Origin of the sequence: Corallococcus sp. NCSPR001, from assembly GCF_017309135.1 — a bacterium.
In the GTDB taxonomy this organism is placed as follows: Bacteria; Myxococcota; Myxococcia; order Myxococcales; family Myxococcaceae; genus Corallococcus.
The window spans coordinates 8,088,073-8,115,022 of record NZ_JAFIMS010000002.1 but is presented as its reverse complement, the minus strand read 5'-3'; the positions used below and the strand labels follow the sequence as shown (position 1 = coordinate 8,115,022).

The following is a 26,950-nucleotide window of genomic DNA, read 5'->3' as shown; positions in this document are numbered from 1 at the left end:
GTCCCCTATTGCTCCAGGGGCGGCTTGCGCCTGACTAACTGATCAAGGGACGGCCTTCGTGGTGGTGGCGGGGGCGAAGGCCTCTCGCAGCACCTTCGCCTCCATCGAACGGTAGATGTTGGCGTGGCGCAGGTCGGGCCGGGGTTCGTACTTCCACTTCAGACCCGTGGGCGCGTTCGCGCGGAGCGCTTCGGCCAGGCGTCCGGCTTCCGACGCGACGTCGTCACCGGCGGACGCCATGTAGAGCGTGGCCTTCAGGCCCGGCTTCGCCTTGAGGGTGTCTCCGGCCTTGCGTACCCACTCTTCGTTGTTCCACCAGAGGCTGGGGCTCAGCGCGATGGAGGTGCCGAACATCCCGGGCTGGAGGAAGAGCGTCTCCATGATGAACAGCCCCGCGAGCGACTCGCCGATGATGGCCGTCTCGTCGGTGACGCGGTACTTGCGGCGGACGTGGGGCATCAGTTCGTCGCGCAGGAAGGCTCGGAACGCCGCGGAGCCTCCGACGCGCGGGGCGATCTTCTTGTCCTCCTCGACCTGCGTGGGCCCGGTCATGTCCCGGCGCCGTTCGGTGTTCTCGATGCCGACCAGGATGACGGGCCGCATCTCCCCGGCGCGGATGGCGGTGTCCACCGTGGTGGCGACGTGCGGGAAGTCCTCCTGCTCGCCGCCGTCGGGCATGTAGAGGACGGGGTAGCGCACGCCCTTCGCCGCGTCGTAGCCGGGCGGCGTGTAGACGTTGATGCGCCGCGTTTCCCGGAGCTTCTTCGACGGCAGCGTGAACGTCGTGTGCGGAGGCGTGGGCTCCGTTTCAGCGGCATGACCCACGCCGCTGACGAGGATGACGGCGAGCAGGAACAGTTGGACGCACCGCATGGGCTGCCACCTCCGGAACGGGAAGAATGCTCGTGTGCTTCAGCGCTTTCGAGACGGCTGCCGGGACGACGACGGCGACTTCGCCTTGGGCACGCGCCGGGCGACAAAGAGGGTGTGCTTCGGCCCCTTGGTGCCGTGCGCCGGGGGGTGGAGGAGGTTGACGGAGAAGCCCACCTCCTCCAGCAGCTTCGCGTACGCGACCGAGGGCCCGGCGCTCCACACCACCAGCGTTCCGTTGGAGCGCAAGGAGTTGTAGGCGTGCGACACGCCGGTGAGGTCGTAGAGGCTGTCGTTGTCCGGGTGGGTCATGGCCTTCGGGCCGTTGTCCACGTCGAGCAGGATGGCGTCGAAGGCGCCCTGCTGCCTGCGCATCACCTTGCCCACGTCACCCTCCACCACGGTGACGCGCGGGTCCTCCAGCGGCGCCTTCGCCAGCGGCGCGAGCACGCCCCGGTTCCACTCCACGACCGGGGATATCAGCTCCGCGACGACGACGCGGCCGCCGGGGCCCAGGCGGTCGAGCACCGCGCGGACCGTGAAGCCGAAGCCCAGCCCACCCACGAGCACCCGGGCGGGCGCGTCCGCCGCGAGGTTCGCGCAGCCGGCCTCGGCCATGGCCATCTCCGAGCCATGCTGGCGGCTGGACATCAACGTCTGGCCTCGTACGCGCAGCACGTACTCTTCGTCCCGCCGGGCGAGCACGACCTCGCCCACGTCCGGCACCTGCGCTCGCTCCACTGTTTCCCAGGGCTTCATGCCAGCGCTCTTCGCGCGACCGGGCTTCCGGGTCAAGTCGCTGCCTTGACACCCCGGGACGTGCCTGCGAAATGCCGGACGACCGCCCCCCATGGAACGCAACGGACGACAGGCGTGGCCCCCGGAGCTCTCCGAGCCCCTGCACGAGGTGGACCGCCTGCGCCGGGGAGGCCGCTACACGTCGGCGCTCGCGCTGGCGCGGACGCTGGCGGAGGCACATCCGACACAGGTGCGGGTGCTGGTGGAGGTGGGGCTGACGCTGGGCGTGTGGGGCGGCCAACCGGTGGAGGCGCTGCCCTGGTACGACCGCGTGCTGGAACTGGCGCCCGGCCACGTGGCCACGCGCTACCACCGGGCCCTCACGCTCGCCCGGCTGGGCAGGCACGCGGAGGCGGTGGAGGAGTTCGCGCAGGTGGAGGCGGCGGGGTTCCGCAAGGCGCTGGTGCTGCACATGAAGCGCGCGGAGTCACTGGAAGCGCTGGGCCGGCTGACGGAGGCGGAGGCGGACTGGACGGCGGCCCTCGCCGAGGACCGGGGCAATCCGTGGCTGCTCCAGCAACGGGCCCGGTGCCGCGCCCGCGCGGGACGGACGGATGCCGCGGAGGCGGATCTCACCGAAGCGCTCGCGTCCCAGCAGGGCGAAGCCGTGGATCCGGAGCTGCTTCACGAGCGGGGTGTGCTCAGGCTTCAGCGCGGTGACGTCGCGGGCGCGCGCGCCGACTTCGACGCGGGGCTCCAGGCCTTCCGCGTGGGCGACCCGCCGTCACTGTTGGACGCGCTCCGGCGCGGGCTCCAGGACGTGTAGGCTTCGGGGCATGGCGCAAGGGGAGCATTCCCTTCGGGCCGCGACCCAGGCGCCCTGGCAGGGAGGATGGCTGAAGCCATCGATTGCCTCGAAGTGGCTCTTTCTCTCTCTTGAGCAGACAAGGAAAGGCCCGCTGATACATCCCTTCTCGCGAGAAGCTACTGCGATGCCGCCGGGAGACTTGATCAGGCCTCGCGCTATTACGAAGAAGCTATTGCGACGGATGCGTCTGACCCCATCGTCTTGATTGCATTGACGGACGTCCTCTGGTGGTCAGGCCAGCGGACAGCGCGCGCGTCTCTGGCAGGCGCTGAATCCCTGGCCCGGTCCCTCGAGGATGAGGGGCTGTTGACGATGGTCGCCAACCTCCGCGCGGAGTGGGCAGGGGACCCCCGTTGAGCCGCTCTCGCGTGGCTACGCGTGCTCGGCCTGGACTGGCGCGGGACGGCCGCCCCCACGGTTCGCGACCGCGAAGAGCGCTGCCCCGACCAGCGTGAGCGCGACGGCGGCCCAGGCCGGCGCGAGGTAGCCATATCCAGCCGCGATGACCAGTCCTCCCAGCCATGCTCCCGCCGCGTTGGCGATGTTCAGGGCGGAGTGCGACATCGACGCGGCCAGCGAGGGCGCACCGGGTGAGGCCTCCATCAGCCGCACCTGCACCGCGGGCGCGAGGAACTGCGCCGCGATGCCGATGAGGAACACCAGCGGGACCGCCGCCCAGGGCGATTGGGCCGTGAGCGCGAACAGACCCATCACCACCGTCGTCGCGGCGAATCCGACCCACATCGCGAGCGACACCGAGTGGTCCGTGAGGCGGCCTCCCAGAAACGCCCCCACCGTCATGCCCACGCCGAAGAGGGCGAGCACCCACGGCAGCCCCGACTCGGGCAGGCCCGACACCAGCGTCAGCGTCGGCGCGATGTAGCTGTAGACCGCGAACAGCCCCCCGAAGCCCACCGCGCCCACCAGCGACGTCCACCACACCTGCGGCTGCTTCAGCGCGGACAGCTCCTGACGGATGCTGCTTCCTCCCAGGGACGCCACGTGCGGCACCCACAGCCAGAGCGCCGCGAGCGTCACCAGCCCGATGGCGCCCACCAGCAGGAACGTGCTCCGCCAGCCCAGCTGCTGCCCCAGGAACGTCGCCACCGGGACGCCGACGATGTTGGCGACCGTGAGCCCGGCCATGATCAGCGCCACCGCGCGGCCCTTGCGCCCGGCTCCCAACAGCTCCGCTCCCACGACGGAGGCCACTCCGAAGTAGGCGCCGTGCGGCAGGCCTGCCATGAACCGGGCCACGACGAGCGTGTCCAGGGTCGGCGCCAGCGCCGACGCCGTGTTGCCCAGGGTGAACGCCACCATCAACAAGAGCAGCAGCGCCCGGCGCGACATCCGCGCCGTCACGATGGCGACCAGCGGCGCTCCCACGACCACGCCCAGCGCATAGGCGGCGATGACATGCCCGCTCCGCGGAATCGTCGTCCCGAGCCCGCTCGCGATTTGCGGGAGGATGCCCATGGTGGCGAACTCGGTCGTCCCGATGCCGAAGCCACCCAGGGACAACGCCAGCAGGGCCCTGCCTACGTCATGTGTCTTCACGCGCGTCCCCGTATCAGGTCGGCGGACGCCTGTCGCTTCGGGCCTCAGCCCCCGCGGGGGATGGGCTCGAACTCGATCGTCTTGCCGTGGGGGCGCACGTAATAGAGGTGGATGCGCAGGTGCGGGTACGCCGTCTGGAGCTCCTTCGCGCCGAAGTGCAGGTCCTTCAGCTGCTGCTCCACGGCGATGTCCGGCCCCAGCGCGCTGTGCTTCGCGTGGTAGTAGCCGCACCCCTCGTGCGCCAGCAGCAGCACGTCCTCGATGTGGTGGCCTTCGATGAGGAAGCGCGCGGCCTTCGTGAAGCCCTCGCTCTCCAGGTAGTCCGACGCCCAGCGGTTGAGGAGCGCGGGGCCGCCAGGGATGGTGAGCGTGTCGATGCGGGGGTGGCCCAGGTGGCGGGCCAGGTCCTCCACGGCCTCGGTGAAGCGCCCGTCCGAGCAGTACACGGCCAGGGTCTTCGGGTGGACGGACTCGAAGGGGACGCGGGAGACGTAGGGAGCGCTCATGCGCCCCAGGTTAACGGCTTCCGGCTCCCACGAAAGCGGCTTCGGGCCGTTCCGTGGGAACCGGTGAGGTGCCCGGCGTCAGTTGTGTTCCGGGAACGCCGCGGGCTGCCCCGTGCCGCCGTTTCCCTCGGGCTTCGGGCCCGCGTGCCGGTCCGCCTCGGACTCGCGCCCACCGCCCTTGTGCCGCAGGTCCTCGTCCTCGCTCAGGCCCTGGCGCTGGACCTGCTTCTCGTCTGGCTTCTTCGTCTCCATGTCGAGCCCCCTGTCGTTGAAGGAAGTCCTTCCAAGTCGCTCAAAGATGGGGGTGCCCGCGAAGATTGCCACGTCCAGCGCCTGCCCGGCCGGCTGCTCAGCGTGAGGCGCCGAAGCACTCCTGGAGCGCGGCCAGCACGGCGGGCTCCTGGGGATTGTTGAAGTGGCGTCCGCCGGGGACGAGCCGCACCTCGGCGCCCAGGCGCTCCTCGAAGAGGCGCGTGTTGCGGCGGAAGTCGGACGTGAAGGGGTCGGAGTCCGACAGCAGCACCACGCAGCGGCGGAGCGCGGCGCGGATCCGCTCGAAGTCCATGGGCGTGTCCAGCCAGGGCCGCAGCGTGTCCCAGGGCGTGTCGACCTCGAACCAGCCCGCGACGAACACGGCGCCCTCCACGGTGTGGCCCGGAGGCAGCGCGGACAGGTAGCGCATCACGGCCTGACAGCCGACGCTGTGGCCCAGGAGCACGGTGGAGGACGCGGGCACCGGGCCCACCTCCGCGCCGAGCGTGGACACCCAGCCGTCGATGGTGGGCGCGCCCGGCGTGGGCATGGCCAGCGTGCGGACGTCGTCGAAGAGGGGCGGCGGCGTGCGCAGCTTCGCGGTGAGCCACGGATAGAAGTCCGTGTCGGGGCTGCCGGCCCAACGGGGGACCATGACGAGCGAGCGGTTCATGGCCGCCGAGTGTGCCACGGGCTCAGCCTTCGCGAATGGCCCGGGCCTCCATCGCGGCGCGGGCCCGCTCCGCGAGCCGCAGGCTGTCAGGGAGCTCCCGGCCCAGCAGCCTGGGGACGCCCACGGCCAGCGCCACCGCGTTGCTGTAGAAGCACGCCTGCGCCCGGGCCAGGTCCGTGAGCGGCAGCACGCGCTCCACCACCGGCAGGCCGTCCAGGGCCGCCATGGCCAACAGCACCGCTCGCGCGATGCCCGGCAGGCACGGCGCGGACAGCGGCGGGGTGACGAGCGCGCCGTCCACCTGCACGAAGAGGTTGGCGGTGGGCAGCTCGCAGACCTCCTCCGCCTCGTTGGTGAGCACGGGCATCCACGGCATCAGCGCGTGCTGGCGGAAGTACGCCAGGCCCTTGTGGTTCACCGTGCGCTCCGCGCGCCGGTAGGTTCCGGCCTCCACGCCCTCCAGCTCGCGGCCCTGCCGGTGCAGGGCTTCGAGCTCCGGAGGGAGGGGACGGAAGGTGCACAGCACATGTCCGTCGCTGACCGCGAGCTTGCCCACGCCGGTGAAGCGGAGACCCATCGCCGCATCCGCGGTGAGACAGCGGCGCAGGGCTTCCCGCACGGCGTCCTCGCGAAGCAGCGAGGGAACCGGAGCGCGCACGGCGGTGGGGAACGCATCCAGGCTTCCGCGCAGGCGGGACAGGTGCCGCGCGAGGAACCGGGGCTGCCCGGCGTCGATGCGGAACGTGGTGAAGAAGCCCGCGCCGAAGAAGAAGCCCTGGGAGAAGTCGTGCAGGCGCAGGTCCTCCCAGCGCTGGACGACGCCATCGACGGAGACGGTGGAGAACATGTTCAGGCCTGGCGGGAAGCGGGCGGCATGGGCCCATTCTAGACCCGCGCCAGCGCTCCGCGGGTGACGTCACGGGCTGGCTGCGTCGCCCCGGGTCTGGTCCGCGGAGGCCGCCGGGAGGCCGGGCAGCGTGAAGAAGAACGCGGCGCCGTGGCCTGGCGGGCTCTCCACCCAGATGCGGCCACCGTGGGCCTCCACCAGCCCCTTGACGATGGCGAGCCCCAATCCGGCGCCCGCCTTGCGCGTGTGGATGGCCTGCCAGAAGCGGTCGAACACGTGGGGCAGCGCCTGCGCGTCGACGCCCGGCCCCGAGTCCACCACGCGGAAGCACACCTGTTCACCCCGGCGCTCGGCCTTCAGGAGGATGCGGCCTCCGGGCGGGGTGAAGCGGATGGCGTTGCCCACCAGGTTCTGGAAGACGCGCATCAGGCGCGCCCGGTCCGCGCGCACCTGGGGGAGGCCCGGCTCGGCCTCCACTTCGAGCCGCAGCGCCTTGTCCGCCGCCAACAGCTCGTTCAAGGCCTGCACCTGGTGGAGCAGCCGGGGCACGTCCAGCGGCTCCACGTCCAGCATCGTGTGCCCCGACTCCACGCGCGCCACCTCCAGCAGGTCGTCGATGAGCCCCTCCATGTTGCCCACCACCAGGCGCACCTTGCGCAAGGCCTCCGCTGCGTTCGCCTCCTCGTGCGTCCGGACCAGGCTGCGCTCCGCGGAGCGGGACAGGAGGGAGATGGTGTTCAGCGGCGCGCGCAGGTCATGGGAGACGATGCCCAGCGTCTCGTCGCGCGCGGCGACGGCCTGCTTCGCGGTGCGGTACAGCCGCGCGTTCTCCAGCGCCAGCGCGGTCCGCCGCGCCAGCTCCTCCACGAGGGGAATGCTCTCCGCTCCGTAGCGCAGGCCCGAGTGCGTGGACACCAGCAGCAGCACCCCCAGGGAGTGGTCCTGGAGGGCCAGCGGCACGGCCACCGCGGATTCCACTCGGGGGGTGTCCGCCGAGGGCCCCGGCATACGCGCCCCCGACTGCGTGCGCAGCGCCTGCTCCACGGTCCGCCCCAACGGGGTCTCGGCCCGGGGGGTGCACGCCGCTCGCAGCGCGTCCGCCAGCCCGGGCGTCACGGCGGAGACCTCGGTGGAGGGCCCCTCGTCAAGGCAGCCGCCCCGCGTGGCGATGGCGCAGCCGTCCGCGAGCGTGGGCACCGCGAGCGTCACCACGGTGCGGACCACCTCCGCGCAGTCCAGCGTCCGCGTGCTGGCGGCGCCCATGTCGGAGAGGAAGCGGCCCCACAATTCGACGCGCCGCTTCTCGGTGATGTCGCGGAAGTAGACGGAGAGCCCCTCCGGGGACGGGTACGCCACGACGCGCAGCCAGCGGTTGTCCACGATGGAGGGTTGTTCCTCCTCCACGGGGCGCTGCGCCTCCGCCGCGCGGCGCACCAGGGTCGCCATGGCCGGGCCGTGGTCGCCGGAGAAGACCTCCTCCAGCCTGCGGCCCAGCAGCACCTCGCGCTTGAGGCCGAAGTGGGTCTCCGCGGTCCGGTTCACATAGGTGAAGCGGCCGTCCCGGTCGAACGCGGCGAAGCCGTCGGTGATGCGCTCGAGCACCGCGTTCAGCCGCTCGCGCGCGGCCTCCGCCTCCTCGCGGGCGGCCTCTTCCCGGATGAGCCGGTTGCGCGCCTCGTCGGCTTCGTGGCGGGCGGTGATGTCCTCGTGGGCCATCACCACGCGCAGCGGGCCCGACCCGACGAAGCGCGTGGCGCGCAGCAGGAACCAGCGCCGCTGGCCCCCGGCGGGCGCGTGGCACGGATAGTCCAGGAGGAAGGACTCGCTGCGGCCGGCGAGGATGTCGCGGATGCCTTGCGCCACGGCGGCGGCCTCCTCGGCGTTCTCGCCCTGCGCGGCCTCCGTCACCTCCAGGTAGTTCGCGCCCACGCCGCAGCGCACGTCCCCGTCCGCGCAGCCGTTGTCGCTCGCGAAGCGCTTCCATGCGGCGTTGACGGCGAGGATGGCGCCCCGGCCATCCAGGATGGCGATGTGCGTGGACAGCGAGTCGAGCGTGGAGCGCAGGAACTTCTCCGACTCATGCAGCGCGTGTTCAAAGCGTTTGCGGGGGCTGACGTCCCGGAAGCAGACCGTGAGGCCTTCCGAGGAGGGGTACGCCCGCACGTCCAGCCAGGCATCGAGGGGCTCGTAGTAGGCCTCGAACGCGACATGGACCTGCTCCCGGAGCGCCCGCTGGTACTCCTGCTCGAAGATGGAGCCGCGCGCCTCGGGGAACTCGTCCCACACATCGCGCCCGAGGAGCTCCTGGCGCGGGCGGCGCAGCAGCCACTCGCTGCTCGTGTTGAGGTAGGTGAAGCGCCATGAGCGGTCGAGCGCGAAGACCGCGTCCGAGATCCGCTCCAGGGCATCGAGGGCCTGGATGGACGAGGGGCCCTCGGGCGCGGTCCGTTCCTGGCCCTGTGGCACGGCCATTCCTCCCATCCCTCCATGAAAGACACTTGAAGGAAGTATGGGAGTTGCTGCCGCGGGAAGCCGCGCGAGGCCGGTTTCCTGCTCGTGGGCCGGTCGCACCCGCGGGAGGGGAGCGTCCCCCTGCCCGCGGGCTTTGGTGTCGGAGGGTTACTGGGCCGCCGGCGCGAACCCGGGGCATTCCTCACTGAAGCCCGTGAGCGCGTACGGGGAAAACTGGCCCGTGCGCAAGGGAGTCCTGCCGCAGAAGCACCGATCCGAGCCGACCTCCGTCGTGTACGTGGCGTCGCTGTAATAGATGGTCAAGGAGTCGGTCGTGCAGCGGTAGAGCGCGTCCACGCGCCGCTCCGGCTCGGAGGCCGCGCGCTGCTCGGCTTCGTCCATTCCACAGCCAAACTGAAGTCCGACGACGGCAAGGCCCAGCATCAATGAACGGCGCATGGTGACTCCAAGGAGAGAGGGGGCGCTGCCTGGACATGATGCCATGACGGCGCGAGCGAAGGTCCGTGGCGGGGCGCAATGGCTCTCAAATGCCTGGGCTGTGTTGGATGAACGACCCGAATGGACTCACTCCGTGTCGTCGCTGTCGTGAGGGCGGGTGCGGTGCGCGAGCTGGAGGATTTCGTCCTCGGAGAGCTGGTCGGCCTTGACGATGTTGCGGTCCGCCTTGAGCTGTTCCACCTGGCCATCCCGCAGGACGTGGAACTGCCCTGTCTTCTGCGCGGGGAGGCGCGTGGCCGGGTCCACGCGCGCATCCGAGAACATGGGCCGCAGCTTGCCGAGCGCGCGATCCTCCCGCACACGGCCAATGAACCAGCTGCGCACGTTCTCCCGGCACTTGTAGTCCAGGTCGCCCGGGCTCTGGGTCGCGAGCATCACCCCGATGCCCGCCGAGCGTGCGCGCTTGAGCAGGTTCTCCATGGGCTGCTTGGTCGCGGGGATGCCCACGGCCGGCAGGTACATGTCCGCCTCGTCGAACATGAGGATGGCCTGGAGCTTGGAGGAGGGGTGCTGGCTCGCCCAGCGGTTGGCCTCCACGAGCAGCTGGGACACCCAGAAGAGCGCGCCCTGCGTTCCCCCGAGGAACTTGGTGCTGATGATGGAGAGCCGCGTCTTGCCCGGCACCTTCGCGCTCCCCAGCCCGAGCAGCTCCTCCATGTTCAGCTTCTCGCCCTGGGAGGCCAGGAGGTTTCGCGCGTTGAGCCGCAGCGTCGCCAGGTCCTGGGCGAGTTTCGGGAACACCTTGAGGTCGATGCCGCTCGTCTCCTGGACCAGGGTGACGTCCTCGGACGCGATGAACTTCTGGAGCAGGTCCAGGGTCAGCTCCTGGCCGATGGGGCGCTCCACCAGGAGCCGCAGGGCCTGGGCGAGCAGCGCCTTCGCGGCCCTGTCCCTGGCGCTGTTGCGGTACTCGAGCATGCTCGCGATGGCGTCCGCGGCCTGCTGCACGCTCTGCTCGCGCTCCTCCGGTGGCAGTGACTCCAGCCCCCGGGGGACCACGGGGATCGCGAGCGCGCGTCCGTCCGTGCGGCCCGGTGTGTAGAGGGCCACGTCCACGCGCTCCTTCAGCAGGCGCCGGCGCTCCTCCATCGCGGGGTCGTTCAGCTCCTCCTCCCACGCCTCGTCGCGCGCGAACGCGGCGAGGTCCCCCTTGCGGTCCACCAGCAACGCGGGGATGCCTTGCAGGAGCAACTGCTCGATGAGGTTCAGGGCGAGCGTCGTCTTGCCGCTGCCGGAGCCACCGAGGAACGCGCTGTGCTTCGTCAGTTCCTCCGTCTGCACGAAGACGGGACGGGTGAAGATCCCCTCGGACTCACCGAGCCGCAGCGCGCCGGGCTTCGTGTCTCCCGGGGCCTTCGCGGTCGTTTTGACCTGAGGCACTTCCGTGGGCGTCTGGGTTCTCTTCGGGCTCTTGCCCACGAGCGGCGGACTGACGGCCTGGAAGCGCTGCCCGTCCAGTTCGACCTCTTCCCGCGGGGGGCTTGCGCTCGGGGAGCCCTTCTCGATGGGCGCGTCCGCGCGTCGCGCACTCGCGGGCTGCGCGGTGCGGCGCTCCCCCTGGGCCGGTTGCTGGAGCGCCGGTGGGGCTTCACGCGCAGGCGGGGGAGGGGGCGGGAGCTTCTCGAGCGCGAGCACGTCCGAGATCACCTTCAACCGGGTGAGGGGCTTCGCTGACCGGCTCCATTCGCGGAACGCGGACTCCGGATGCTCCTTCCGGAAGGACTGCAGGGCCACCACTTCGCGCAGGTCGCTGTTGCTCACCACCGCGCGCCGGCCCCCCCTCTTCAGGAGCACGCCGACCTGCTCCGCGACCAGCCCATTGGGATTGCCGGGGAACTCCGCGGTGCGGAGGATGACGGGCAGCTTGCGAGCGGCGGACCGGAGCGCCTCGGCCATCTGCCGGCCGAGACCGCCACCTCGGGGTGAGCGGTTGCAGAGGGCCACGAACAGCCCCTGGGCGCTGGAGGGGAGGCTGATGTCCAGGGACGCCTCCGTGCGCGCCTTGACCTTGTATTGCTCCGCCGCCCCCAGCTCGTCTCCTCCCGCTTCAATGGCCCAGGCCAGAAGGGAGACGATCTCCGCGTCCTCCTCCGGGACGGTGCCGTTGAACTTCGCCCGGAAGTCGGTCCACCTCTGGTCCATGGTGGCGTGCTGGACCTTCTGAAACTCCTCGCCGGCCTTCTGCTTGTCCTCTCCGGGAAGCGGGAGCGTCCGAGGCAGCTTTCCGTCCTGGCAGGCCTGTTCCTGGAAGCGGCGGCAGGCATTGAGCGCGTCGCGGACGCGCAGGCCGCTGAACCGCTCGAGCTCCGCGCGGGGAATGGGGTACGTCGGATCCTCGGGGTCCACTTCGAGCCCGTGATGGCTCAAGAGCACGCGCATCCGCTGGGCGACCATGTCCTGCGCGGTCTGCTCCGTGAGCAGATGATCCAGGGTGACGGGCGCGGGGTCGTTCTCGATGCGGTCCAGCATGGCCCGCGTGAGCTGCTTGCGCATCTCCGTCCAGAAGTCGGTCAGGCAGCAGACGACGATGACCGCCGTGGGGACGTTGCCCGCGAACGCGGCCAGGCTGTTGATGGCGCGCCGGAACGACGGCTCCATGCCGGGGTTCTTCTCGAAGTCGCTGATGTCCTCGACCTGATCCACGCAGAGGACCAGCGCCTGCTCCATCGCGCCCATGAGCCTGCCCAGATGGGTGAGCATGCGCATGGGGTCGTTGTCCGCCGTGCGGGGCACGATGTCCCCGAGCACCTGCCGGTCCGCGGGGACCATGTCCTCGCAGCGCAGCCACTGCAGGACGCGGTGGTGGTACTTGGCCTCCCGGCGTTGCAGGTAGATGAGGGCGCGCAGGAGCTGGACGTCCACGTGGCGGAAGAGCGGGTTCTCGTGAAGCTCGTCCGCCAGTGCGCGGATCATGTCGTGGAGTTCGTGCTCCTCCAGGATGCCCTCGTCGTGGATGAGCGGCTCGAACGCGCTCTTGCAGTACTTCATGAGCGCGTTGGACAGCCGGGTCAGCCCCGTGTCGTCCTCGTCCACGGTCACGTCGTAGGTGCGGTCCAGCGTGTCGATGAGGTTCGACAGGATGTAGCGGTCGTAGCTGGAGGCATCCACCGTCATCGGCAGGTAGCCGACGTAGCCCAGCTTCCGGGAGTGCACGCTGTGACGGAAGGCGCGGACCAGGTGCGTCTTTCCGCTGCCGGACTCACCCTTGAGCAGGAACAGCTTGCCGGAGTCGGGGCTGCGTGTGGCGCGCTTCACCAGCCGCTCGAAGGTCCGGCGGGCGGGGACGTTGATGGTCGCGACGTCGAAGGGGTCTGGCTTCCAGAACGACTGGGCCTGCTGGACGCTGGCGAAGACCTCGGGGCCATCCGCCAGGAATGCTTCGAGACGTTCGTCGGTGGGCATGGAGGCTCCTTCGGAAGCGGACTAGACGACGACGAAGTGGAAGGTGGCGCCGTAGAAGCGGACCTCGGACTCCGCCACGTCGGCGGGGTTCATCACCGACACGAGGTCCGCGCGGGTCAGCGTCAGGTGGCGCTTGCGGTTGGCTTCGAGCAGCGCGGAGTCGAAGGACTCCCGGCTGGCCCACCCGGGCTGCATCGCCTTCCACACGTGCGAGATGAAGACCTTGTCGTCGCCGAACCGTCCGGTGGGAAGGGTCCGCGCGACGCGCAGCACGTTCTTCGCGAAGGAGGCGGCGTCCGACGGCTCCGCTGCTCTCGTCCCGGGCTCTGGCGCTTGCTCCGTCAGCACCCACTTGCGCAGGGTGGCCAGCCGCAGGGCCTCCGCGTCCACCCGGGAAGCCCCCACCGCGCGCGCCGTCAGTTGCTCCAGGCCGCGCTTCGGGTCGCTGACCTCCTGCTCCAGCAGCTTGCCCAGCAGGTGGGCCTGGACGGCGCGCAGGGTGAACTTCTCGTGCGTCTCCACGCCCAGCTTCCGCCACAGCAGCCGGTCCCGCACCTGGGCCAGCGTCGGGAGGTCGGGCCCCTCGACCTGATGCGCGCGCTTGAGCAGCAGGGCCCGCATGCCATCCGCGTTCGAGACCCGGCCCAGGGCCGCCTTGGAGGTCGGCAGGCCCAGGTCCTTCGCGAGCAGGTACTGCTGCCGCACCCGCTTCCAGGTGAGCCCCTTGGGAGACTCCACCCGCAGGAACTTCAAGGCCTGCTGGCGGCCACTCGCGGTCAGCGCCAGCGAGGCGCTGGAGCGCTTCTGCACGAGCCCCGCGTCCAGGAGCCGCTCCACCAGCGAATCGAGCCGCCCGGTCCACTCGCCCCGGCTCCAGCGGTGCTCCACGAAGGCATGCAGCGTCGCAGCCAGCGCGTTGCGGGTGCCCGGCTTCTTGTCCGCGCGTGTCGCCAGCCATGCGAGGGCCAGGCCCTGGAGCCGGGTGTCGGGGGTATCGGTGTCCATGTCAGCGCTCCCGCCCTGCAAGCTCGCGCCTGCGGGCATCAATCAGGGTGTCGAGGGTCTGGAGGATTTCTTCGAGCCGGGGCAGCAGGTCTTCCCAGTGGATGCGGTAGACCCAGTAGCCCGCGCGTTGCAGGTCCAGGTCCTTGCGCCGGTCGCGCCGGAACCGCTCCCGGTCGCCAAAGTGGTGGTACCCGTCGAGCTCCACCGCGAGCTTCAGCTCACGGCTGAGGAAGTCCACCACCCACGGGCGCGGACCTCCGGTGTCGACCGGTGCGTTGAGCCTGAAGACGCCTGAAGTGGTGGGGTGGTCCGCGAGCCTGTCGCGCAGGTAGGTCTCGTAGGTGCTGCGGGCCTTCTCCTCGGACAGGCTCCTCGCGCTGGTATGCGCTGCCAGCGCCACCTCGGCGGCCTGGACCCGCCGCGCCTCGGAGGCCCCCTCCCGCTCCAGCTCCGCGAGCGCCGCCACCGCCCCTTGCGCCCCCGACGCCGGCTCCGGCACCGCCACCACGCCCTCGCGCACCATCGCCTTCAGCCGCGTCTCCCCGCCCGCCAGGAACGCTCCCAGCGCCTCGCTGGACACCACGCAGGCCACCGCGAGCGCTGGCAGCGCGTTGCTCAGCGCCGCCCCCACCTGGAGCCCCCGGTACGATGGCGCCTCCCCCACCGCCATTCGCACCACCGGCGCCTGTCCGGGCGGCACCAGCGCGTGCAACGCACGCAGCCCCGCGCCCGGGCTCTTCGCGAACGCCGTGCGCACGGCCTCCGGGAGCGTTCCTGGCACCACCGCCTCACGGCCCATCACCAGCTCCCGACACAGCGCCCACGTGGCGTCCGCCAGCATCGCGGGCGGCGGCAGCGCATCCAGCAACACGCGCCGCTCATGCGCTGTCTTTCCCCGGAACACCGGCGTGTGTCTGGGATTCGCCGCCGTCAGGCTGAACGTCGCCAGCGCCTCCGCGTCCGCCCCCAGGTCCCGGGTCGCCGCCAGCGCCCGGGCCCAGCCCAGCGCCGCCTCGTGCGCGTCCTCCCCGGACACCTCCACCACCGCCAGCCCGTGCCGCGCGGCCCACTGGCTCCAGAGGGCCTCTCCCAGGGCCTCCGGTCCCTCCAACACGCTCAGCGTCGGGATGCCTTCCGCCCGGCGCCGGCCGTGACGGTCCAACGCATCCAGCAGCGCGACTTCACCCGCCAATGGCAAGCACTACCCCCCGGGAGTGATGGCTTCACCGCCCCTCGTGAGCAAAAGCCTGCTCCCACGGGTCGGGTGAAGACAAGCCCCCCAAAGGAGGTATGGGGTTGCCGGAGAGAAAGGACCCGGGTGGGTCTGAAAGGCTTTAGCGCCCCGCGTCGTCGCCGGTTTCCCGATGGAGCAGCAGCCCCAACCCGGCCGCCGCGAGCGCCGACACCATGCCCGTCAGGAAGGGGGCCTGGGTGCTCCACGACGCATACATCCAGCCGCTCGCCACCGGACCCACCGTGCGGGCCAGCCCACCGCACGACTGCGCCAGCCCCAGCACGGCGCCCTGCTGCGACGGCGGGGCCACCTGGGAGGCCTGGCTGGAAATCAACGGCTGCAGGAAGCCCGTCCCCACGCCCACCAGCACCACGGAGAGCATCATCGGAAGGGCCTGCCACGACACCGCGAGCCCCGCCATGCCGCACGCGAGCAGGAGCGCGCCGCAGATGAGCAGCCGGAACTCCCCCGCCGCGCGCGACAGCGGGCCAATCAGCCCGCCCTGGATGACCATGCCCAGGCCGCCCACCACCGCGAAGGTGTAGCCCACCTCCTTGGAGCCCCAGCCCAGCCGCGCCTGCACCAGCAGCGCGAACGCCACCTGGAGCGTGGTCATGGACAGGAACACGGCGAAGAACAACCCCAGCACCATGCCCAAGGCCTTGCGCCGGGACGGGTCCTGCAACGCGGACCAGCGCGACTGGGACTTCGCCGCCACGCGCTTCTCCACCGGGTGCGTCTCCGGCATCGCGAGGAGCGCGCCCAGGAAGCCCACCAGCGCCAGGCCTCCGGCGAGCAGCGGCGGCACCCACGGCCCCAGCCCGGAGAACAGGCCGCCCAGCGTGGGCCCCAGCACCATGCCCAGGCCGATGCCCGCGCCAATGCGCCCCATGGCCTTCGCGCGCGTCTCCTTCGTCGTCACGTCCGCGAGCGCCGCCTGGCACGCGGCGATGTTGCCGGACGTCGCCCCCGCCAGGATGCGCGACGCGAAGAGCAGCGGCAGCATCCGCTGGTGGCTGGCCAGCGCGAACAGCACCATGGCCACCGCGTTCGCCAGCAGGCTCAACAGGATGACCGAGCGCCGCCCGTGCCGGTCCGAGTAGCGCCCGAGCAGCGGCGTGGCGAGCAGCTGCGTGAAGCTGAAGCACCCCAGCAGGATGCCCACCGTGCGCGCCGAGCCGCCCATGGACTGCACGTAGAAGGGCAGCATCGGGATGACGATGCCGAAGCCCACCAGGTCCAGGAACACGGTGAAGAACACCACCGCCTCCACCCGGCGCATGAGGCCCGGCGAGGCCGTGGGGGCCGCGCCCACGCTCTCAGCCACCATGGCCTGGCCTGTCCACCGGCAGCGCGTCCGCGTAGGCGCGCAGGATGCGGCCCTCGTCGTAGGTGTACTGGAAGCCCGTGGCCTCCAGGAAGCGCTTGTTGTCCACCACGATGGGGTAGCGCAGGTGGTCCGTGGCGCCCACGGACAGCCGGGGGAAGCCCGCGCGGCCCAGCAGGAGCGACAGCACCGGCGACGGCAGCGGCACCGGCGTGCGGCCCGTGCCCCGGATGATGACGGACAGCGGGATGGGCGCGGGCCCCGCGACGTTGAAGAGGCCGCGCACCTTCTTCTCCAGCGCCAGCTGCAGCGCCGTCACCACGTCCTCCTCCTGGAGCACGTGGAAGAGCGGGTCGTAGCCCATCACCATGGGCACGCGCTTGCCGCGCAGCAGGTTCGCGAGCGTGCCCGTGCCCGGCGTGCCCAGCGTGTAGACGAGCCGCAGCACCGCGGTGGTGACGTCCGGCAGGCGCCAGAGCGCCGTGGCCGCGTACAGGTCCGCGGCCACCAGGTCCGCCAGCTCCGGGATGGCCTCCAGCGCGCGCGGGGGCTCGTCCTCGCTGTGGTACAGCGGCGAGTCCGGCGCCGCGCCGTAGAACGTGTGCCGGCCCACGAAGAGCACCTGCTTCACGCCGTGCGCCGCGCAGTGGTCGAACAGCGCCTTGGTGCCGTCCAGGTTGATGCGGCCGCGCTCGTGGCCCTGCACGGTGAACGCCGTCACCGTGGCCATGTGGATGACGGCCTCCGGCTTCCAGCGGCGGAAGACGTCCTCGGCGGCGCGCTTGCGGATGTCCACCGGGTGGACCTCGATGCCCCTGGGCGCGTCCCGCCACGGGCGCACGTCGATGCCCGCGACCTCATGGCCGCTGTCCTTCAGCTTGAGCGCCAGCTTGCGCGCGATGCCGCCGGAGATGCCCGCGATCAACACCCTCATGGCAACAGCCTCCGGGCCCGGCGCAGGTTGCGCTCGGCGCGGTTGTCTTCGATGAGCCGCTGGATGCTCGCCTTCACCTGGTCCACGTAGCCCTGGATGACGTGGTCCTCCTCGTCACCCGTGCCTTCGAAGACGAGCGGCTCGCCGTAGTGGATCTCCAGGCCGACGGGCAGGGGCAGGGGCAGCAGGTACGGCGTCAGCGGGATGTACGGAACGCCCAACAGTTTGCCCAGCGCGTACGCGTTGGTGACCGTGGGGATGGCCGCGCCGCCGCCCAGGAAGGCGAAGGGGATGATGGGCGAGCGCGTCTGGAGCGCCAGCCGGATGAACCCCGTGCCGAAGTCCACCAGCGAGTAGCGGTCCGGGTAGAGCTTCGCGGTTCCCCTCGCTCCCTCCGGGAAGATCATCAGGAGCCGGTCGTCGTTCAGCAGGCGCACGGCGTGCTCGGGCAGGCCGGTGAACTGGCCGGTGCGGCTGGCCCACAGCGAGGCCACGGGGAACTTGTGGATGAAGCGCTCCACCATGCCCTGCGCCAGGCGGGGCGGGTCCATCTCCAGCATCGTGGAGGTGAGCACCATCATCCCGTCCACCGCGACGCCGCCGGAGTGGTTGCCCACCAGCATGCCGCGGCCCTTCTTCGGGATGTGCTGCACGCCGGTGCAGCGCACCCGGAAGTAGTTCCGGTAGAGGAAGGCGAAGAACTCCAACGCCAGCTTCAGGTGCTTCTTGGAGATGCCGTACGGGTCGACACCGTACTCGTTGAAGGGCAGCTCCAACCGCTCCACCCGCTCTGACAGCGACTCGCTCTGGGGCACGGGGCGCACCGTAGCACCGCGCGTGCGCTTTGCACGGGGGGCCCGCGTCCCCCATTGTGCGCCCGACGGGTGCCCCGGCCGGGGCACCAGGGAGTGACGCGTGATGGCGGGGCAGCCGTGGACGGAGATGCTGGACGGGGTGCTCGCGTGGGCCAGGGCCCTGCCGGCGGGGCTGTCCAACCAGGTGGCGGTGGACGTGGCGGGCCGGCGGGTGCGCCTGTCGCACGCGCGGGTGGAGGCGCTGTCCCGGGGCGTGCTGGGCCGCGTGAAGGGGCTCACCCTGCGCTCCTGGGACAGCACCCCGGCCGTGTACGACCTGCGGCTGGACGTGCGCGGCTGGAAGCTGCGGGTGGAGACCAGCCCCCAGCGCGTGGAGCTGGCCCGGGGGCGCTACACGCTGTGGCTGGCCACGCCGGGCCGGGTGGAGCTGGAGGAGTCCCCCGGCGCGTCCTCGCTGCTGATGGGCGCGCTGCGCACGGGGGCGGGCAGGGCCGCGCTCCAGGCCCTGGCGCGCAAGCTGCTGCCGCCGGGGCTGGCCTGGGACGGGCAGGTGCTCCGGGTGGAGGGGGCGCTGCCGAAGGAGGGCGCCCTGGCGGCCCGCCTCTTCGAGTCCTCCTCCCTGCGGATGACCGCGGAGCACGCGCCGGAGGGGCTGTGGCTGTCCGCGGAGGAGTGGCCGGGGCTGCTGGACCTGCTCCAGGCCGCGCTGGGCCCGGCGGAGGGCGGGCGCCTCTAGCGGCCCTCGCCGTCCCACACGTTGGCGCGGCCCTCCAGGGGACCGCGCTGCGGGCGGACGATGCAGAAGCGGTGGCCCGTGGGGGCCTCCATCACCCACCAGCGCTTCACGTAGGCGACGCGCTTCGCGCCCAGGGCCTCCAGCCGCTCCAGCTCCGCGTCCAGGTCATCCGACTCGATGTCCAGGTGGATGCGGCTCTCGTGCTCCACCTGCTGGAGGAGCAGCGAGGGCTCGGTGTCCTTCGCCTCCAGTTCGCGGTAGTGGGGTGAGTCCGGATCCACCGGCTTCGCCTTCCGTCCCAGCGCCGCGCTCCAGAAGCGGGTGGCGGCTTCGATGTCCTCGACCTTGCAGTCGATGACGAACGTGCTGAGTCGGCTGTGGTGCATGGCTGCGCTCCTGGGGGGCCGGGCAGGGGGGAAGCCCGTTGGGGGGGGAGCCAGGGATACACCGAAAAGCGGGTGGAAGGTACGACGGAGTGAAAGGGGCGGACGGCCCTCCCCGAGCCGTCCGCGCCCGGACAGAAGGCCTACTGCCCGCTCATGCCGGGGCCCGGCTTCCAGACCTTCACGTAGTCGATGGACGCGGTCCACGCGGTGGCGCCCGTGGCGTTCGCGTCGCCGTACCAGAACGCGGAAGCGCTGCCGGTGAGGGCCCAGGTGGACGCGACGAAGTTCGCCATGCCCACGAGCATCCGTTTGTAATCCGGGTTGTTGGAGAACGCCGCCGGCAGCGGGACCTCCCGGATGGCGTTGGTCGCCGGGTCGCCAATCCACATCCGGATGTCATTGCCCACGCGGCGCGCGGTGTAGACCCACTGCTTGCCATTGCGGCGGTCCACGGCGGGGCGGACCTCCGACTGCTTGTTGTCCGGGTCCCAGTGCCACGTGGTCATGACGTTCGTGCCGTCGTTGTTGGGCAGCTCGACGAGGTCCAGCTCCGGAGGCCACGGCGTCCCGCCCCAGCTCTCCGCGACGGGCCACATCAGGAAGTACATGCCCGTGCCCACGCCCGGCGGCAGGTCCGCCTTGAACGACACCTGGTAGTCCGCGTAGCCGGGATGCGCCGGCCGGAAGTTCTGCGCGTCCCACCACGTGCCCTGGTCCAGGTAGCAGCCGTCCCAGATGCCCGAGCCGTCACCGCGCTTGCGGGCGCGCATCTCCAGTTGGCCGTTGACCGTCACGCACTGGCTCTGCGTGTTCATCACCATGACCGTGTGGTTGAGCGGCACGTTCGTCTGCCATTGCTTCCACGTGTTCCAGTCCAGCGAGTCGAAGTCGTCCTGGAGGTCCAGCACCCAACCGGTGGGCGGCGTGGGGACGCCTCCCACGCCGGGCGTGTTCCCGGACTGCAACGTCCAGCCTACCTGGGCGGACGCCTCGCCCGAGGCCTCGTAGTACTCCACCTTCACGCGGTGCGTGCCGGCGGTGAGCGTGACGTCGCCGGTCCGCGTCGACGTGCCGTGGTCGCCCCAGTGGTCCACGACGAGCGCCCCGTCGACATAGACGCGGCTGCCGTCGTCGGACGTGGTGGAGAACCGGTACGTGCCCGCGCTGGCGAAGCTCCAGTCGCCCTCCCAGCGCACGCTGAAGTCGTCCACGCCCACGCCCGCGCCGGGGCTCCCCGTGCCCCAGGAGAACTGGATGGCGGCGTCCTGGCGCTGGAAGGCCCGGGTCGTCAGGTTCCGGTCGCTGAAGTAGGTGCCCCGGAAGGCGCCCGTGGGAATGGGCAGCTCACCCGTGCCCGCAGCGTCCCCCAGGAGTTTCACCTCCTGGACCCAGGCGCCGCCGGTGTTCGTGCGGTAGCGCACGTAGACGAAGCGCGCGTTCGTGTCCGGGATGTCGCAGCCCTTCCACTGGATGACGCTGCCGTCCACGTCGCAGTCGTACCAGCCCGTCTGGGACCAGCTCGCGTCGAAGAGCTGGACGTGGAAGCGATGGGCCTGGTCGCCCAGGCTCCACACCTCCCGCACCTGCTTCAGCGTCCCCAGGTCGTAGCCGACAAAGGCGTTGTCGCCCGCGCCCCACGCGCCCGACGCGTCATCGCCGTCGTTCACCTGCCAGGGGTAGTTGAAGCCGCCGTCGTCGATGAGCGTCGCGGCCAGCTCGCCGGTGACCGCGCCGCGTGACGCCGCGACGCGTGCGTCTGGAGGGGGCTCGTGGACTTCACAGGCCGCCAGCGAGCACAGGGGGAGCACCAGGCACGTCCGGACGAGCGCGCGGGAACGGGAACGCGGGGATGGGATCATCTTTCGCCTCCAGTGAGGTGGGAGGCGACGTGATATCCTTGTTGTTCAAGACTTCGAAGCGTCTTGCGGTGAAGTTGGCTTTGTCTTGTTTTGCGCGTCCCTTGGAGCCGTGGATTGCAGGCGCTCGCGGGTCTGGCTACTTGCGCTTCTTCGACAGGGAGCGGACGAAGACGGAGTCGATGCCGTGGATGCGCAGGGAGACGAAGTCCTCCGCGGTGGCGTTCTCGTAGCCCGCGTCGCGCATCTCCTTCACGAACGCGGGCGTGACGCCGTGGATGCGCATGGACACCAGGTCCTCCGCGCTCAGGTCCTTGAAGCCCAGGCCGCGCATCTCGCGGATGAAGTCCGGCGTCACGCCGTGGATGCTCATGGACAGGAGCGAGTCCAGGGGCAGGCCCTTGAACCCCAGCGCCGCGAACCCCTGGATGCGCTCCGGCGTGACGTTGTGGATGCGGCTGCTCACCAACTGCTCGAGCGTCAGCTTCGGGTAGCCCTCGGCCGCCATGGTGCGGACGTATTCCGGGGTGACGCGGAAGATGCCCACCTGGACCAGCTCCTCCACGGTGGTGACCTTCAGGCCCACCGCCGCGAGCGCCTGGACGCGCTGGGGACCGACGTTCACGCTGGCCAGGAGGAGTTGCTCGTCCGCGTCCGGCCTGGGAATGCCCAGCTCCGCCAGCTTCTTCGTGAAGCTGGCGTCCGGGCTGAAGCGCCAGGTGCCCACGCCCTGGCCGTCGTTGAAGCGGCCCTCGAAGTCGAACGTCCCCGCCTCGCGCACCAGCTTGAAGGGGGCGCTGCTCCCGTCCGCGGTGGACAGCCCCTGGAAGTCGGCGAGCGGCGCGGAGAAGCCGTGGTGCGAATCAGGGCGGTCCTTGGGCTGCAATGACAACTGCAACTGCTGCTCCTTCACATACGCGCCCCACGTACCGGTGCGCTGCGCATCGGCGGCGAGCACGGGGAGGGTGAAGAGCATCACGGCCAGGGTGAGCCACGGAGACAGGCGCGACGTCATGACGGCGACTCCTTTTCGGGCAAGGCGCGGCCTGCCCGCGCGCCCGGGAAGGCGCGCGCGGTGGGGCCGCTTGGGAGAGGAAGGGAGGGGTTACTTCCGGGGCTTCTGCATGCGGCGGATGAAGTCCGCGTCCACGCCGCCGGTGCGCAGGCGCACCAATTCATCCACGGTGGCGGGCTTCACGCCCGCGCCTTCCAGCTCGCGCAGGTAGCTGGAGTCGACACCCAGCGCGCGGAGCTGCACGGCTCCATCCAGGCTCAGCTTCCCGAAGCCCGCGGCCTTCAGTTCGTTGAGCCACGCGGCGTTGACGCCCAGCGCCTTCGCGGACAGCAGGGCGTCGGAGTCCTCCTTGTCGAAGCCCAGGGCGGCCATCTGACCCAGCCACTCCGGCGTGACGCCCAGGTGCTTCATGGACAGCAGCTGCTCGGCGGGGATGGAGTGGCCGAAGCGGTCCGTCATGGACTTCACGTACTCCGGCGTGACGCCGGCGTGCTGGAAGCCCACCAGCGTGTCCACCGTGGGCTCGTAGCCCATGGCGGAGATGCGCTCGACGACCTCCGGAGTGACGCCCGCGATCTTCAGCGCGACCAGCTGGTCCACGCTCAGCGGATCCACGCCCACGCGGGTCTTCTCGTCGGCGTCGTCGGACGCCTTCCTCGCCGCGCGGGCCTTCTCCTTCGCGGAGGGCGCGGGGTTCGGAGCCGGCGCGACGACCGGCGCGGGCGCCGGGGGCGGAGGCGGGGGCGCCGCGAGGACCGTGAGCGGCGCGGGCGGGGCAGGGGCCACGGCGGTCTTCGCGGCGGCGGCGAGCGACGTGGACGCGGCGGGCGCGGGCGCCAGGGCGATCCTCGCGGCGGCGAGTGACGGGGGTGCATCGGCCGACCGCGCGGGCTTCGCGGCGGCGAGTGACGGGGGCGCATCGGCCGACTGCGCGGGCTTCGCGGCGGCGCGCGCCAGGCCCCAGGAGGCAGCGGCATCCGTACGGGGCGCGGCGCTCATGGCCGGGGCCTTTGTCTCCTGCGTCTTCACGGGCTGCACCGCGAGCGCCGTCAGCGGCGCCGCCAGCGCCAGGCTGCTGGCCAGCGTGACGATGGACACCCCCGCCGCCCAGCGCGACGAGCACCGCGAGTGGGGCGCCACCACCAACCGCCGCACGCGGTCCTTCAGCGAACCGCCCAGCGCGGACATCGCGGGGCCGTGGGCGTCCATGCCCTGCAACCGCAGCGCTTCGAGCGCGGTGAGCGCCCGGGCGTAGGGCAGGGCGCCGGGGCCCTGCCGCACCGCGAGGTCGTCACAGCAGTTCTCGCGCTCCACGCGGATGACCTGGGACATCCACCACACGGCCGGGTGGTAGAAGAGCAGCGTCTCCACCAGCGTCTGCACCACGTTCACCGCGAAGTCGTGACGGCGGATGTGGGCCAGCTCGTGGGCCAGCACCAGCTCCAGCTCGCGCACGGCCAGCCCGGTGAGCGTGGCGGTGGGGACCAGCACCACCGGCTTCAGCCAGCCCAGCGTGGACGGCACGTCCAGCTTCGACGACACCAGCAGGCGCACCGGACGCGTGAGGTTCAGCCGCCGCGCCAGCACCTCCAGCCGCTGCTGCCATTCCCACGACGCGTGCACCGCCTCGTCCACCTGCCGGCGCAGCCCCATCCAGTCCTTGAGCAGCCGCAGCGACGACGCCGCCACGCCCATGCCCCACGCCAGCACCAGCCAGGGCAGGTGCTCGCCCACCTGCTGGAACACCCCGTCCAACCGGGGCAGCGTCGCGGTCTCCTTCAAGGGCAGGGGATGCGAGGCGGGCAGCCGCGTCAGGGCGGGAGCCACCGGGGACACCAGGGGCGCCACGGTCCGGGGGACGACCGCCGAGCGCGCCGGACGGACTTCCGCCGCGCGCGAGGCATGCCGCCACGCGGTGGCCACCGGCAGCGCCAGCATGATGCCCAGCGCGCCGCACGCCAGCGCGTAGCGCAGGTTCGCCGAGCGCCGCCCCACCCACCGCAGCGCCAGCGCCAGGGCCACCGCCACGAGCGCGCCCTGCCACACCAGGTGCACGAGCGCCCAGCCCACCGCCTCCAGGATGAGACCGTTCATGACTCCGACTCCTTCTCGAGCGAATCCAGCAACTGGCGCAGCTCCGCCAGCTCCTCGGGGGACGTCTTCTTCGTGGACAGGGCCTGCAGGGCGAGCCGCGCCGGAGAGCCGCCGAACACTCGGTCCACCAGGTCCGTCACCAGTTGCTGCTGGGTGCTCTCCCGGGGGAGCCGGGCGCTGTAGACGTGCGCGCGCTGGGACTCGTCGCGCGTCACCAGCCCCTTCTCCGTCATGATCTGCATCGTCTTCAGGACGGTGGTGTAGCCGCTCCCGTCCTGGAGCGTCTCGTGGACCTCGCGCACCGTGCGCGCGCCCCCGTCCCACAGCACCCGCAGGATGGCCAGCTCGGCATCCGTGGGGCGCGGCAGCTTTCCTCGGCTCATGGCTTCCTCTCTCCTCACCGCTTCCTACGCATAGTTATACGAACGATTTCGTAGGTGTCAACGAAGCCTTTCGTACTTCACGGGCAAGGCGCCCCGTGGGGAGGGGAAAGGGCGTTCCCGAGGGCTGACGCCCAGACAAGCCATCAGGGAGGGGTGAACCCGACGGTGGGGTGTTTACCGTTTTCCAGACCGGGCCCATGGCCACGCGGCGGGGGAGCCCGAGGAGCCTGTCCATCCATGCGCGTCATCCTCTTCTGTCATTCCCTGCTGTCGGACTGGAACCACGGCGCTGCCCACTTCCTGCGCGGAGTGGTGACGGAGCTGGCCGCGCGAGGCCACTCCGTGCGCGTGTTCGAACCCGAGGACTCCAGGAGCTTCCAGTGCCTGCTGGAGGAGCCCTACGGCGTGGCCGCGCTCAACGAGGCCCGCGCCCTCCATCCGCACGTGCGTCCGGAGCGCTTCACCCCCGGCACGCTGGACCTGGAGGCCGTGCTCGAAGGCGTGGACCTGGTGCTGGTGCACGCCTGGACGCCGCCGGACCTGGTGCGCCGCATCGGAGCGCATCGCGGTGACGGCGGGCGCTTCCGCCTCCTCTTCCATGACACCGGGCACCGAGGCGTGAGCGCGCCGGAGGTGATGGCCGGCTACGACCTGTCCCGGTACGACGGAGTGCTCGCCTCCGGAAACGCGCTCCGGGACCTCTATCGGGAGCGTGGCTGGGCCCCGCGAGCGTGGACCTGGCACGAGGCCGCCGATGTGCGCGTGTTCCACCCGCACCCGCGCAACCGCGAGGTGCGGGACCTGGTCTGGGTTGGCAACTGGGGAGACGACGAGCGCACGAAGGAGCTGCAGGAGTTCCTCGTGGATCCGGTGCACGAGCTGGGCCTCACCGCGCGGGTGCATGGCGTGCGCTACCCGCCCCCTGCCCTGCGGGCCCTCTTCGACGCGGGCATCGAGTACGCCGGCTGGCTGCCCAACCACCGCGTGCCCCTGGCCTTCTCCCAGGCGCGCGTCACCGTGCACATCCCCCGGCGCCCCTACGCCACGCTCTTGCCCGGCATCCCCACCATCCGCCCCTTCGAGGCGCTGGCGTGCGGCATCCCGCTGGTGTCCTCCCCCTGGGAGGACTCGGACGGGCTCTTCAGCGCGGGACGGGACTACCTCGTCGCCCGGGATGGCGCTCAGATGCGGCGCCACCTGTCCGCGCTGGTCGCGGACGCGGAGATGCGGCACGCCTTCGCGGAAGCCGGCCTGCGCACGGTACTGTCACGCCACACCTGCGCGCACCGGGTGGAGGCGCTGCTCCTCCTCTGTCAGGAGCTGGGGATGTCCGGTGACGTCCTCCATCCGCTGTCTTCCGAAAGAGTCCTCGCATGAGCCGCGGCCTGCGCTTCGCCTTCTTCGGTTCCAGCCTCGTGTCCACCTGGTGGAACGGCGCGGCCACCTATTACCGGGGCCTCTTGCGCGCCCTGCACGCGCGCGGGCACCAGGTCACCTTCTATGAACCGGACGCCTCCGGACGGCAGGAGCACCGCGATCTCCAGGAGCCGGGCTGGGCCCGCGTCGTCGTCTACTCCAACAACCCGGGCTCGGTGGACGAGTGCCTGGACGACGCCTTCGGCGCGGACGTGGTGGTGAAGGCCAGCGGCGTGGGGGCCCAGGACGCGTATCTGGAAGCGTGTGTGCTGGAGCTGCGCCGCTCCGGCACGCAGGTGGTGTTCTGGGACATGAGCGCGCCCGCCACGCTGGAGCACGTGGCGAAGGACGCCCATCACCTCTTTCGTGAGCGCATCCCGCGCTTCGACCGCATCCTCACGTCCGGCGGCGGCGCGCCGGTGGTGAACGCGTACCGCGAGCTGGGCGCGAAGCAGTGCGTGCCCATCTGCCCGGCGGTGGATCCGGACACGCATCACCCCGTGACGCCCGAGCCGCGCTTCGCCTGTGACCTGGCCTTCATGGGCAACCGGCTGCCGGACCGCGAGGCGCGCGTGGAGGCCTGCTTCTTCCAGGTCGCGCAGGCGCTGCCCCGCTCGCGCATGCTCCTGGGCGGCAACGGTTGGGAGGACCGCGTCGCGCCCGCGAACGTCGGGCGCCTGGGCCACGTCTACACTCAGGACCACAACGCGCTGAACTGTTCCGCGCGCGCGGTGCTCAACCTGCACCGCGACAGCCTGGCGCGCTTCGGCTTCTCGCCGTCCCCGCGCATGTTCGAAGCCGCGGGCGCGGGCGCCTGCCTCATCACCGACGCCTTCGAGGGCGTGGAGCGGTTCCTGGAGCCCGGCCGCGAGGTGCTGGTGGCCCGTTCCGGTGAGGAGGTCGCCGAGCACGTGAAGCGCCTCACCCTGGAGGACGCGCGGCGCATGGGGCAGGCCGCGCTCCGGCGCGTGCTGGCCGAGCACACGTATGCGCACCGCGCGCTGGAGGTGGAGGCGGCGCTGGGCTGACGCAGACCGGCGCGGAGCATCGGCGTCGGCCGGGGTTG

24 protein-coding genes are annotated in these 26,950 nt (G+C 71.1%); 4 read left to right on the top strand and 20 right to left on the bottom strand.

The window, feature by feature from the left end; all coding sequences use genetic code 11:
- Window positions 1–42: 42 nt before the first annotated feature.
- Together JYJ93_RS34525 and JYJ93_RS34520 are read right to left on the bottom strand one after the other, a co-directional pair.
- Window positions 43–873: an alpha/beta hydrolase-fold protein gene (locus JYJ93_RS34525; protein WP_206798768.1), complete on the bottom strand. Its 831-nt coding sequence runs from the start codon at window positions 871–873 to the stop codon at window positions 43–45.
- Between the two features lie 39 nt (window positions 874–912).
- The gene (locus tag JYJ93_RS34520) at window positions 913–1,629 is read right to left on the bottom strand and encodes a hypothetical protein (RefSeq protein WP_206798767.1); all 717 of its coding nucleotides are present in this window, start codon (window positions 1,627–1,629) and stop codon (window positions 913–915) included.
- Window positions 1,630–1,720: 91 nt separating this feature from the next.
- On the opposite strand from JYJ93_RS34520, the gene JYJ93_RS34515 reads away from it, so the two are divergent.
- Complete coding sequence (locus JYJ93_RS34515) at window positions 1,721–2,434, top strand: tetratricopeptide repeat protein (protein WP_206798766.1); 714 nt, start codon at window positions 1,721–1,723, stop codon at window positions 2,432–2,434.
- 414 nt (window positions 2,435–2,848) lie between these two features.
- Here the strand turns inward: JYJ93_RS34515 and JYJ93_RS34510 are convergent, their stop codons facing one another.
- The 13 genes from JYJ93_RS34510 to JYJ93_RS34450 all read right to left on the bottom strand — a co-directional run bounded on the left by JYJ93_RS34510 (window position 2,849) and on the right by JYJ93_RS34450 (window position 17,998).
- On the bottom strand, window positions 2,849–4,033 hold the full coding sequence (locus JYJ93_RS34510) for an MFS transporter (protein WP_206798765.1): 1,185 nt from the start codon (window positions 4,031–4,033) through the stop codon (window positions 2,849–2,851).
- 44 nt (window positions 4,034–4,077) lie between these two features.
- Complete coding sequence (locus JYJ93_RS34505) at window positions 4,078–4,539, bottom strand: carbonic anhydrase (RefSeq protein WP_206798764.1); 462 nt, start codon at window positions 4,537–4,539, stop codon at window positions 4,078–4,080.
- A 78-nt stretch (window positions 4,540–4,617) separates the two neighbouring features.
- Window positions 4,618–4,791: a hypothetical protein gene (locus JYJ93_RS34500; RefSeq protein WP_206798763.1), complete on the bottom strand. Its 174-nt coding sequence runs from the start codon at window positions 4,789–4,791 to the stop codon at window positions 4,618–4,620.
- 97 nt (window positions 4,792–4,888) lie between these two features.
- Window positions 4,889–5,482 (bottom strand): alpha/beta hydrolase, encoded by a 594-nt coding sequence (locus tag JYJ93_RS34495; protein ID WP_269013065.1) that lies wholly within the window; start codon window positions 5,480–5,482, stop codon window positions 4,889–4,891.
- 4 nt (window positions 5,483–5,486) lie between these two features.
- A complete protein-coding gene (locus JYJ93_RS34490) occupies window positions 5,487–6,311 on the bottom strand; it encodes an aminotransferase class IV (protein WP_206798762.1) in 825 nt (274 codons plus the stop codon).
- 69 nt (window positions 6,312–6,380) lie between these two features.
- Window positions 6,381–8,783 carry a PAS domain-containing protein gene (locus JYJ93_RS34485; protein WP_206798761.1) on the bottom strand — a complete coding sequence of 801 codons (2,403 nt, stop codon included), beginning with the start codon at window positions 8,781–8,783 and terminating at the stop codon, window positions 6,381–6,383.
- A 147-nt stretch (window positions 8,784–8,930) separates the two neighbouring features.
- A complete protein-coding gene (locus tag JYJ93_RS34480; RefSeq protein ID WP_206798760.1) occupies window positions 8,931–9,221 on the bottom strand; it encodes a hypothetical protein in 291 nt (96 codons plus the stop codon).
- Window positions 9,222–9,347: 126 nt separating this feature from the next.
- Window positions 9,348–12,683 carry a DUF87 domain-containing protein gene (locus tag JYJ93_RS34475; protein ID WP_206798759.1) on the bottom strand — a complete coding sequence of 1,112 codons (3,336 nt, stop codon included), beginning with the start codon at window positions 12,681–12,683 and terminating at the stop codon, window positions 9,348–9,350.
- A gap of 21 nt (window positions 12,684–12,704) precedes the next feature.
- Complete coding sequence (locus tag JYJ93_RS34470; protein WP_206798758.1) at window positions 12,705–13,688, bottom strand: hypothetical protein; 984 nt, start codon at window positions 13,686–13,688, stop codon at window positions 12,705–12,707.
- 1 nt (window position 13,689) lies between these two features.
- Entirely contained in the window at window positions 13,690–14,880 is a 1,191-nt protein-coding gene (locus tag JYJ93_RS34465; RefSeq protein ID WP_206798757.1) for a DUF559 domain-containing protein, read from the bottom strand.
- A gap of 142 nt (window positions 14,881–15,022) precedes the next feature.
- Entirely contained in the window at window positions 15,023–16,252 is a 1,230-nt protein-coding gene (locus tag JYJ93_RS34460; protein WP_206798756.1) for an MFS transporter, read from the bottom strand.
- Entirely contained in the window at window positions 16,242–17,183 is a 942-nt protein-coding gene (locus JYJ93_RS34455; RefSeq protein ID WP_206798755.1) for an NAD-dependent epimerase/dehydratase family protein, read from the bottom strand. The genes JYJ93_RS34460 and JYJ93_RS34455 overlap by 11 nt, the downstream gene beginning before the upstream one ends.
- Entirely contained in the window at window positions 17,180–17,998 is an 819-nt protein-coding gene (locus tag JYJ93_RS34450; protein ID WP_206798754.1) for a lysophospholipid acyltransferase family protein, read from the bottom strand. The genes JYJ93_RS34455 and JYJ93_RS34450 overlap by 4 nt, the downstream gene beginning before the upstream one ends.
- Before the next feature lie 103 nt (window positions 17,999–18,101).
- On the opposite strand from JYJ93_RS34450, the gene JYJ93_RS34445 reads away from it, so the two are divergent.
- A complete protein-coding gene (locus tag JYJ93_RS34445; protein WP_206798753.1) occupies window positions 18,102–18,734 on the top strand; it encodes a hypothetical protein in 633 nt (210 codons plus the stop codon).
- Here JYJ93_RS34445 and JYJ93_RS34440 read toward each other — a convergent pair.
- From JYJ93_RS34440 to JYJ93_RS34420, 5 genes are all read right to left on the bottom strand, one after another.
- On the bottom strand, window positions 18,731–19,120 hold the full coding sequence (locus tag JYJ93_RS34440; RefSeq protein ID WP_206798752.1) for a VOC family protein: 390 nt from the start codon (window positions 19,118–19,120) through the stop codon (window positions 18,731–18,733). The two genes, JYJ93_RS34445 and JYJ93_RS34440, sit on opposite strands and share 4 nt — an antisense overlap.
- Before the next feature lie 140 nt (window positions 19,121–19,260).
- Window positions 19,261–20,979 (bottom strand): PA14 domain-containing protein, encoded by a 1,719-nt coding sequence (locus JYJ93_RS34435; protein ID WP_206798751.1) that lies wholly within the window; start codon window positions 20,977–20,979, stop codon window positions 19,261–19,263.
- Window positions 20,980–21,115: 136 nt separating this feature from the next.
- Window positions 21,116–21,991, bottom strand: a complete 876-nt coding sequence (locus tag JYJ93_RS34430; protein WP_242544038.1) for a 4-hydroxy-3-methylbut-2-enyl diphosphate reductase — start codon at window positions 21,989–21,991, stop codon at window positions 21,116–21,118.
- Between the two features lie 90 nt (window positions 21,992–22,081).
- The gene (locus JYJ93_RS34425) at window positions 22,082–24,085 is read right to left on the bottom strand and encodes a M56 family metallopeptidase (RefSeq protein ID WP_206798750.1); all 2,004 of its coding nucleotides are present in this window, start codon (window positions 24,083–24,085) and stop codon (window positions 22,082–22,084) included.
- Window positions 24,082–24,468 carry a BlaI/MecI/CopY family transcriptional regulator gene (locus tag JYJ93_RS34420; RefSeq protein WP_014394523.1) on the bottom strand — a complete coding sequence of 129 codons (387 nt, stop codon included), beginning with the start codon at window positions 24,466–24,468 and terminating at the stop codon, window positions 24,082–24,084. Before JYJ93_RS34420 ends, JYJ93_RS34425 begins: the two co-directional genes overlap by 4 nt.
- A 237-nt stretch (window positions 24,469–24,705) precedes the next feature.
- On the opposite strand from JYJ93_RS34420, the gene JYJ93_RS34415 reads away from it, so the two are divergent.
- Together JYJ93_RS34415 and JYJ93_RS34410 are read left to right on the top strand one after the other, a co-directional pair.
- Window positions 24,706–25,845 (top strand): glycosyltransferase, encoded by a 1,140-nt coding sequence (locus JYJ93_RS34415; RefSeq protein WP_206798749.1) that lies wholly within the window; start codon window positions 24,706–24,708, stop codon window positions 25,843–25,845.
- The gene (locus JYJ93_RS34410) at window positions 25,842–26,912 is read left to right on the top strand and encodes a glycosyltransferase (RefSeq protein WP_206798748.1); all 1,071 of its coding nucleotides are present in this window, start codon (window positions 25,842–25,844) and stop codon (window positions 26,910–26,912) included. The genes JYJ93_RS34415 and JYJ93_RS34410 overlap by 4 nt, the downstream gene beginning before the upstream one ends.
- Window positions 26,913–26,950: the final 38 nt, after the last annotated feature.

Excerpts from the sequence above, each read along its gene's own strand:
- JYJ93_RS34525 (WP_206798768.1), bottom strand. The coding sequence starts at position 873 with ATGCGGTGCGTCCAACTGTTCCTGCTCGCCGTCATCCTCGTCAGCGGC.
- JYJ93_RS34520 (WP_206798767.1), bottom strand. The coding sequence starts at position 1,629 with ATGAAGCCCTGGGAAACAGTGGAGCGAGCGCAGGTGCCGGACGTGGGC.
- JYJ93_RS34515 (WP_206798766.1), top strand. The coding sequence starts at position 1,721 with ATGGAACGCAACGGACGACAGGCGTGGCCCCCGGAGCTCTCCGAGCCC.
- JYJ93_RS34505 (WP_206798764.1), bottom strand. The coding sequence starts at position 4,539 with ATGAGCGCTCCCTACGTCTCCCGCGTCCCCTTCGAGTCCGTCCACCCG.
- JYJ93_RS34500 (WP_206798763.1), bottom strand. The coding sequence starts at position 4,791 with ATGGAGACGAAGAAGCCAGACGAGAAGCAGGTCCAGCGCCAGGGCCTG.
- JYJ93_RS34490 (WP_206798762.1), bottom strand. The coding sequence starts at position 6,311 with ATGTTCTCCACCGTCTCCGTCGATGGCGTCGTCCAGCGCTGGGAGGAC.
- JYJ93_RS34485 (WP_206798761.1), bottom strand. The coding sequence starts at position 8,783 with ATGGCCGTGCCACAGGGCCAGGAACGGACCGCGCCCGAGGGCCCCTCG.
- JYJ93_RS34480 (WP_206798760.1), bottom strand. The coding sequence starts at position 9,221 with ATGCGCCGTTCATTGATGCTGGGCCTTGCCGTCGTCGGACTTCAGTTT.
- JYJ93_RS34475 (WP_206798759.1), bottom strand. The coding sequence starts at position 12,683 with ATGCCCACCGACGAACGTCTCGAAGCATTCCTGGCGGATGGCCCCGAG.
- JYJ93_RS34470 (WP_206798758.1), bottom strand. The coding sequence starts at position 13,688 with ATGGACACCGATACCCCCGACACCCGGCTCCAGGGCCTGGCCCTCGCA.
- JYJ93_RS34460 (WP_206798756.1), bottom strand. The coding sequence starts at position 16,252 with ATGGTGGCTGAGAGCGTGGGCGCGGCCCCCACGGCCTCGCCGGGCCTC.
- JYJ93_RS34455 (WP_206798755.1), bottom strand. The coding sequence starts at position 17,183 with ATGAGGGTGTTGATCGCGGGCATCTCCGGCGGCATCGCGCGCAAGCTG.
- JYJ93_RS34445 (WP_206798753.1), top strand. The coding sequence starts at position 18,102 with ATGGCGGGGCAGCCGTGGACGGAGATGCTGGACGGGGTGCTCGCGTGG.
- JYJ93_RS34440 (WP_206798752.1), bottom strand. The coding sequence starts at position 19,120 with ATGCACCACAGCCGACTCAGCACGTTCGTCATCGACTGCAAGGTCGAG.
- JYJ93_RS34435 (WP_206798751.1), bottom strand. The coding sequence starts at position 20,979 with ATGATCCCATCCCCGCGTTCCCGTTCCCGCGCGCTCGTCCGGACGTGC.
- JYJ93_RS34430 (WP_242544038.1), bottom strand. The coding sequence starts at position 21,991 with ATGACGTCGCGCCTGTCTCCGTGGCTCACCCTGGCCGTGATGCTCTTC.
- JYJ93_RS34425 (WP_206798750.1), bottom strand. The coding sequence starts at position 24,085 with ATGAACGGTCTCATCCTGGAGGCGGTGGGCTGGGCGCTCGTGCACCTG.
- JYJ93_RS34420 (WP_014394523.1), bottom strand. The coding sequence starts at position 24,468 with ATGAGCCGAGGAAAGCTGCCGCGCCCCACGGATGCCGAGCTGGCCATC.
- JYJ93_RS34415 (WP_206798749.1), top strand. The coding sequence starts at position 24,706 with ATGCGCGTCATCCTCTTCTGTCATTCCCTGCTGTCGGACTGGAACCAC.
- JYJ93_RS34410 (WP_206798748.1), top strand. The coding sequence starts at position 25,842 with ATGAGCCGCGGCCTGCGCTTCGCCTTCTTCGGTTCCAGCCTCGTGTCC.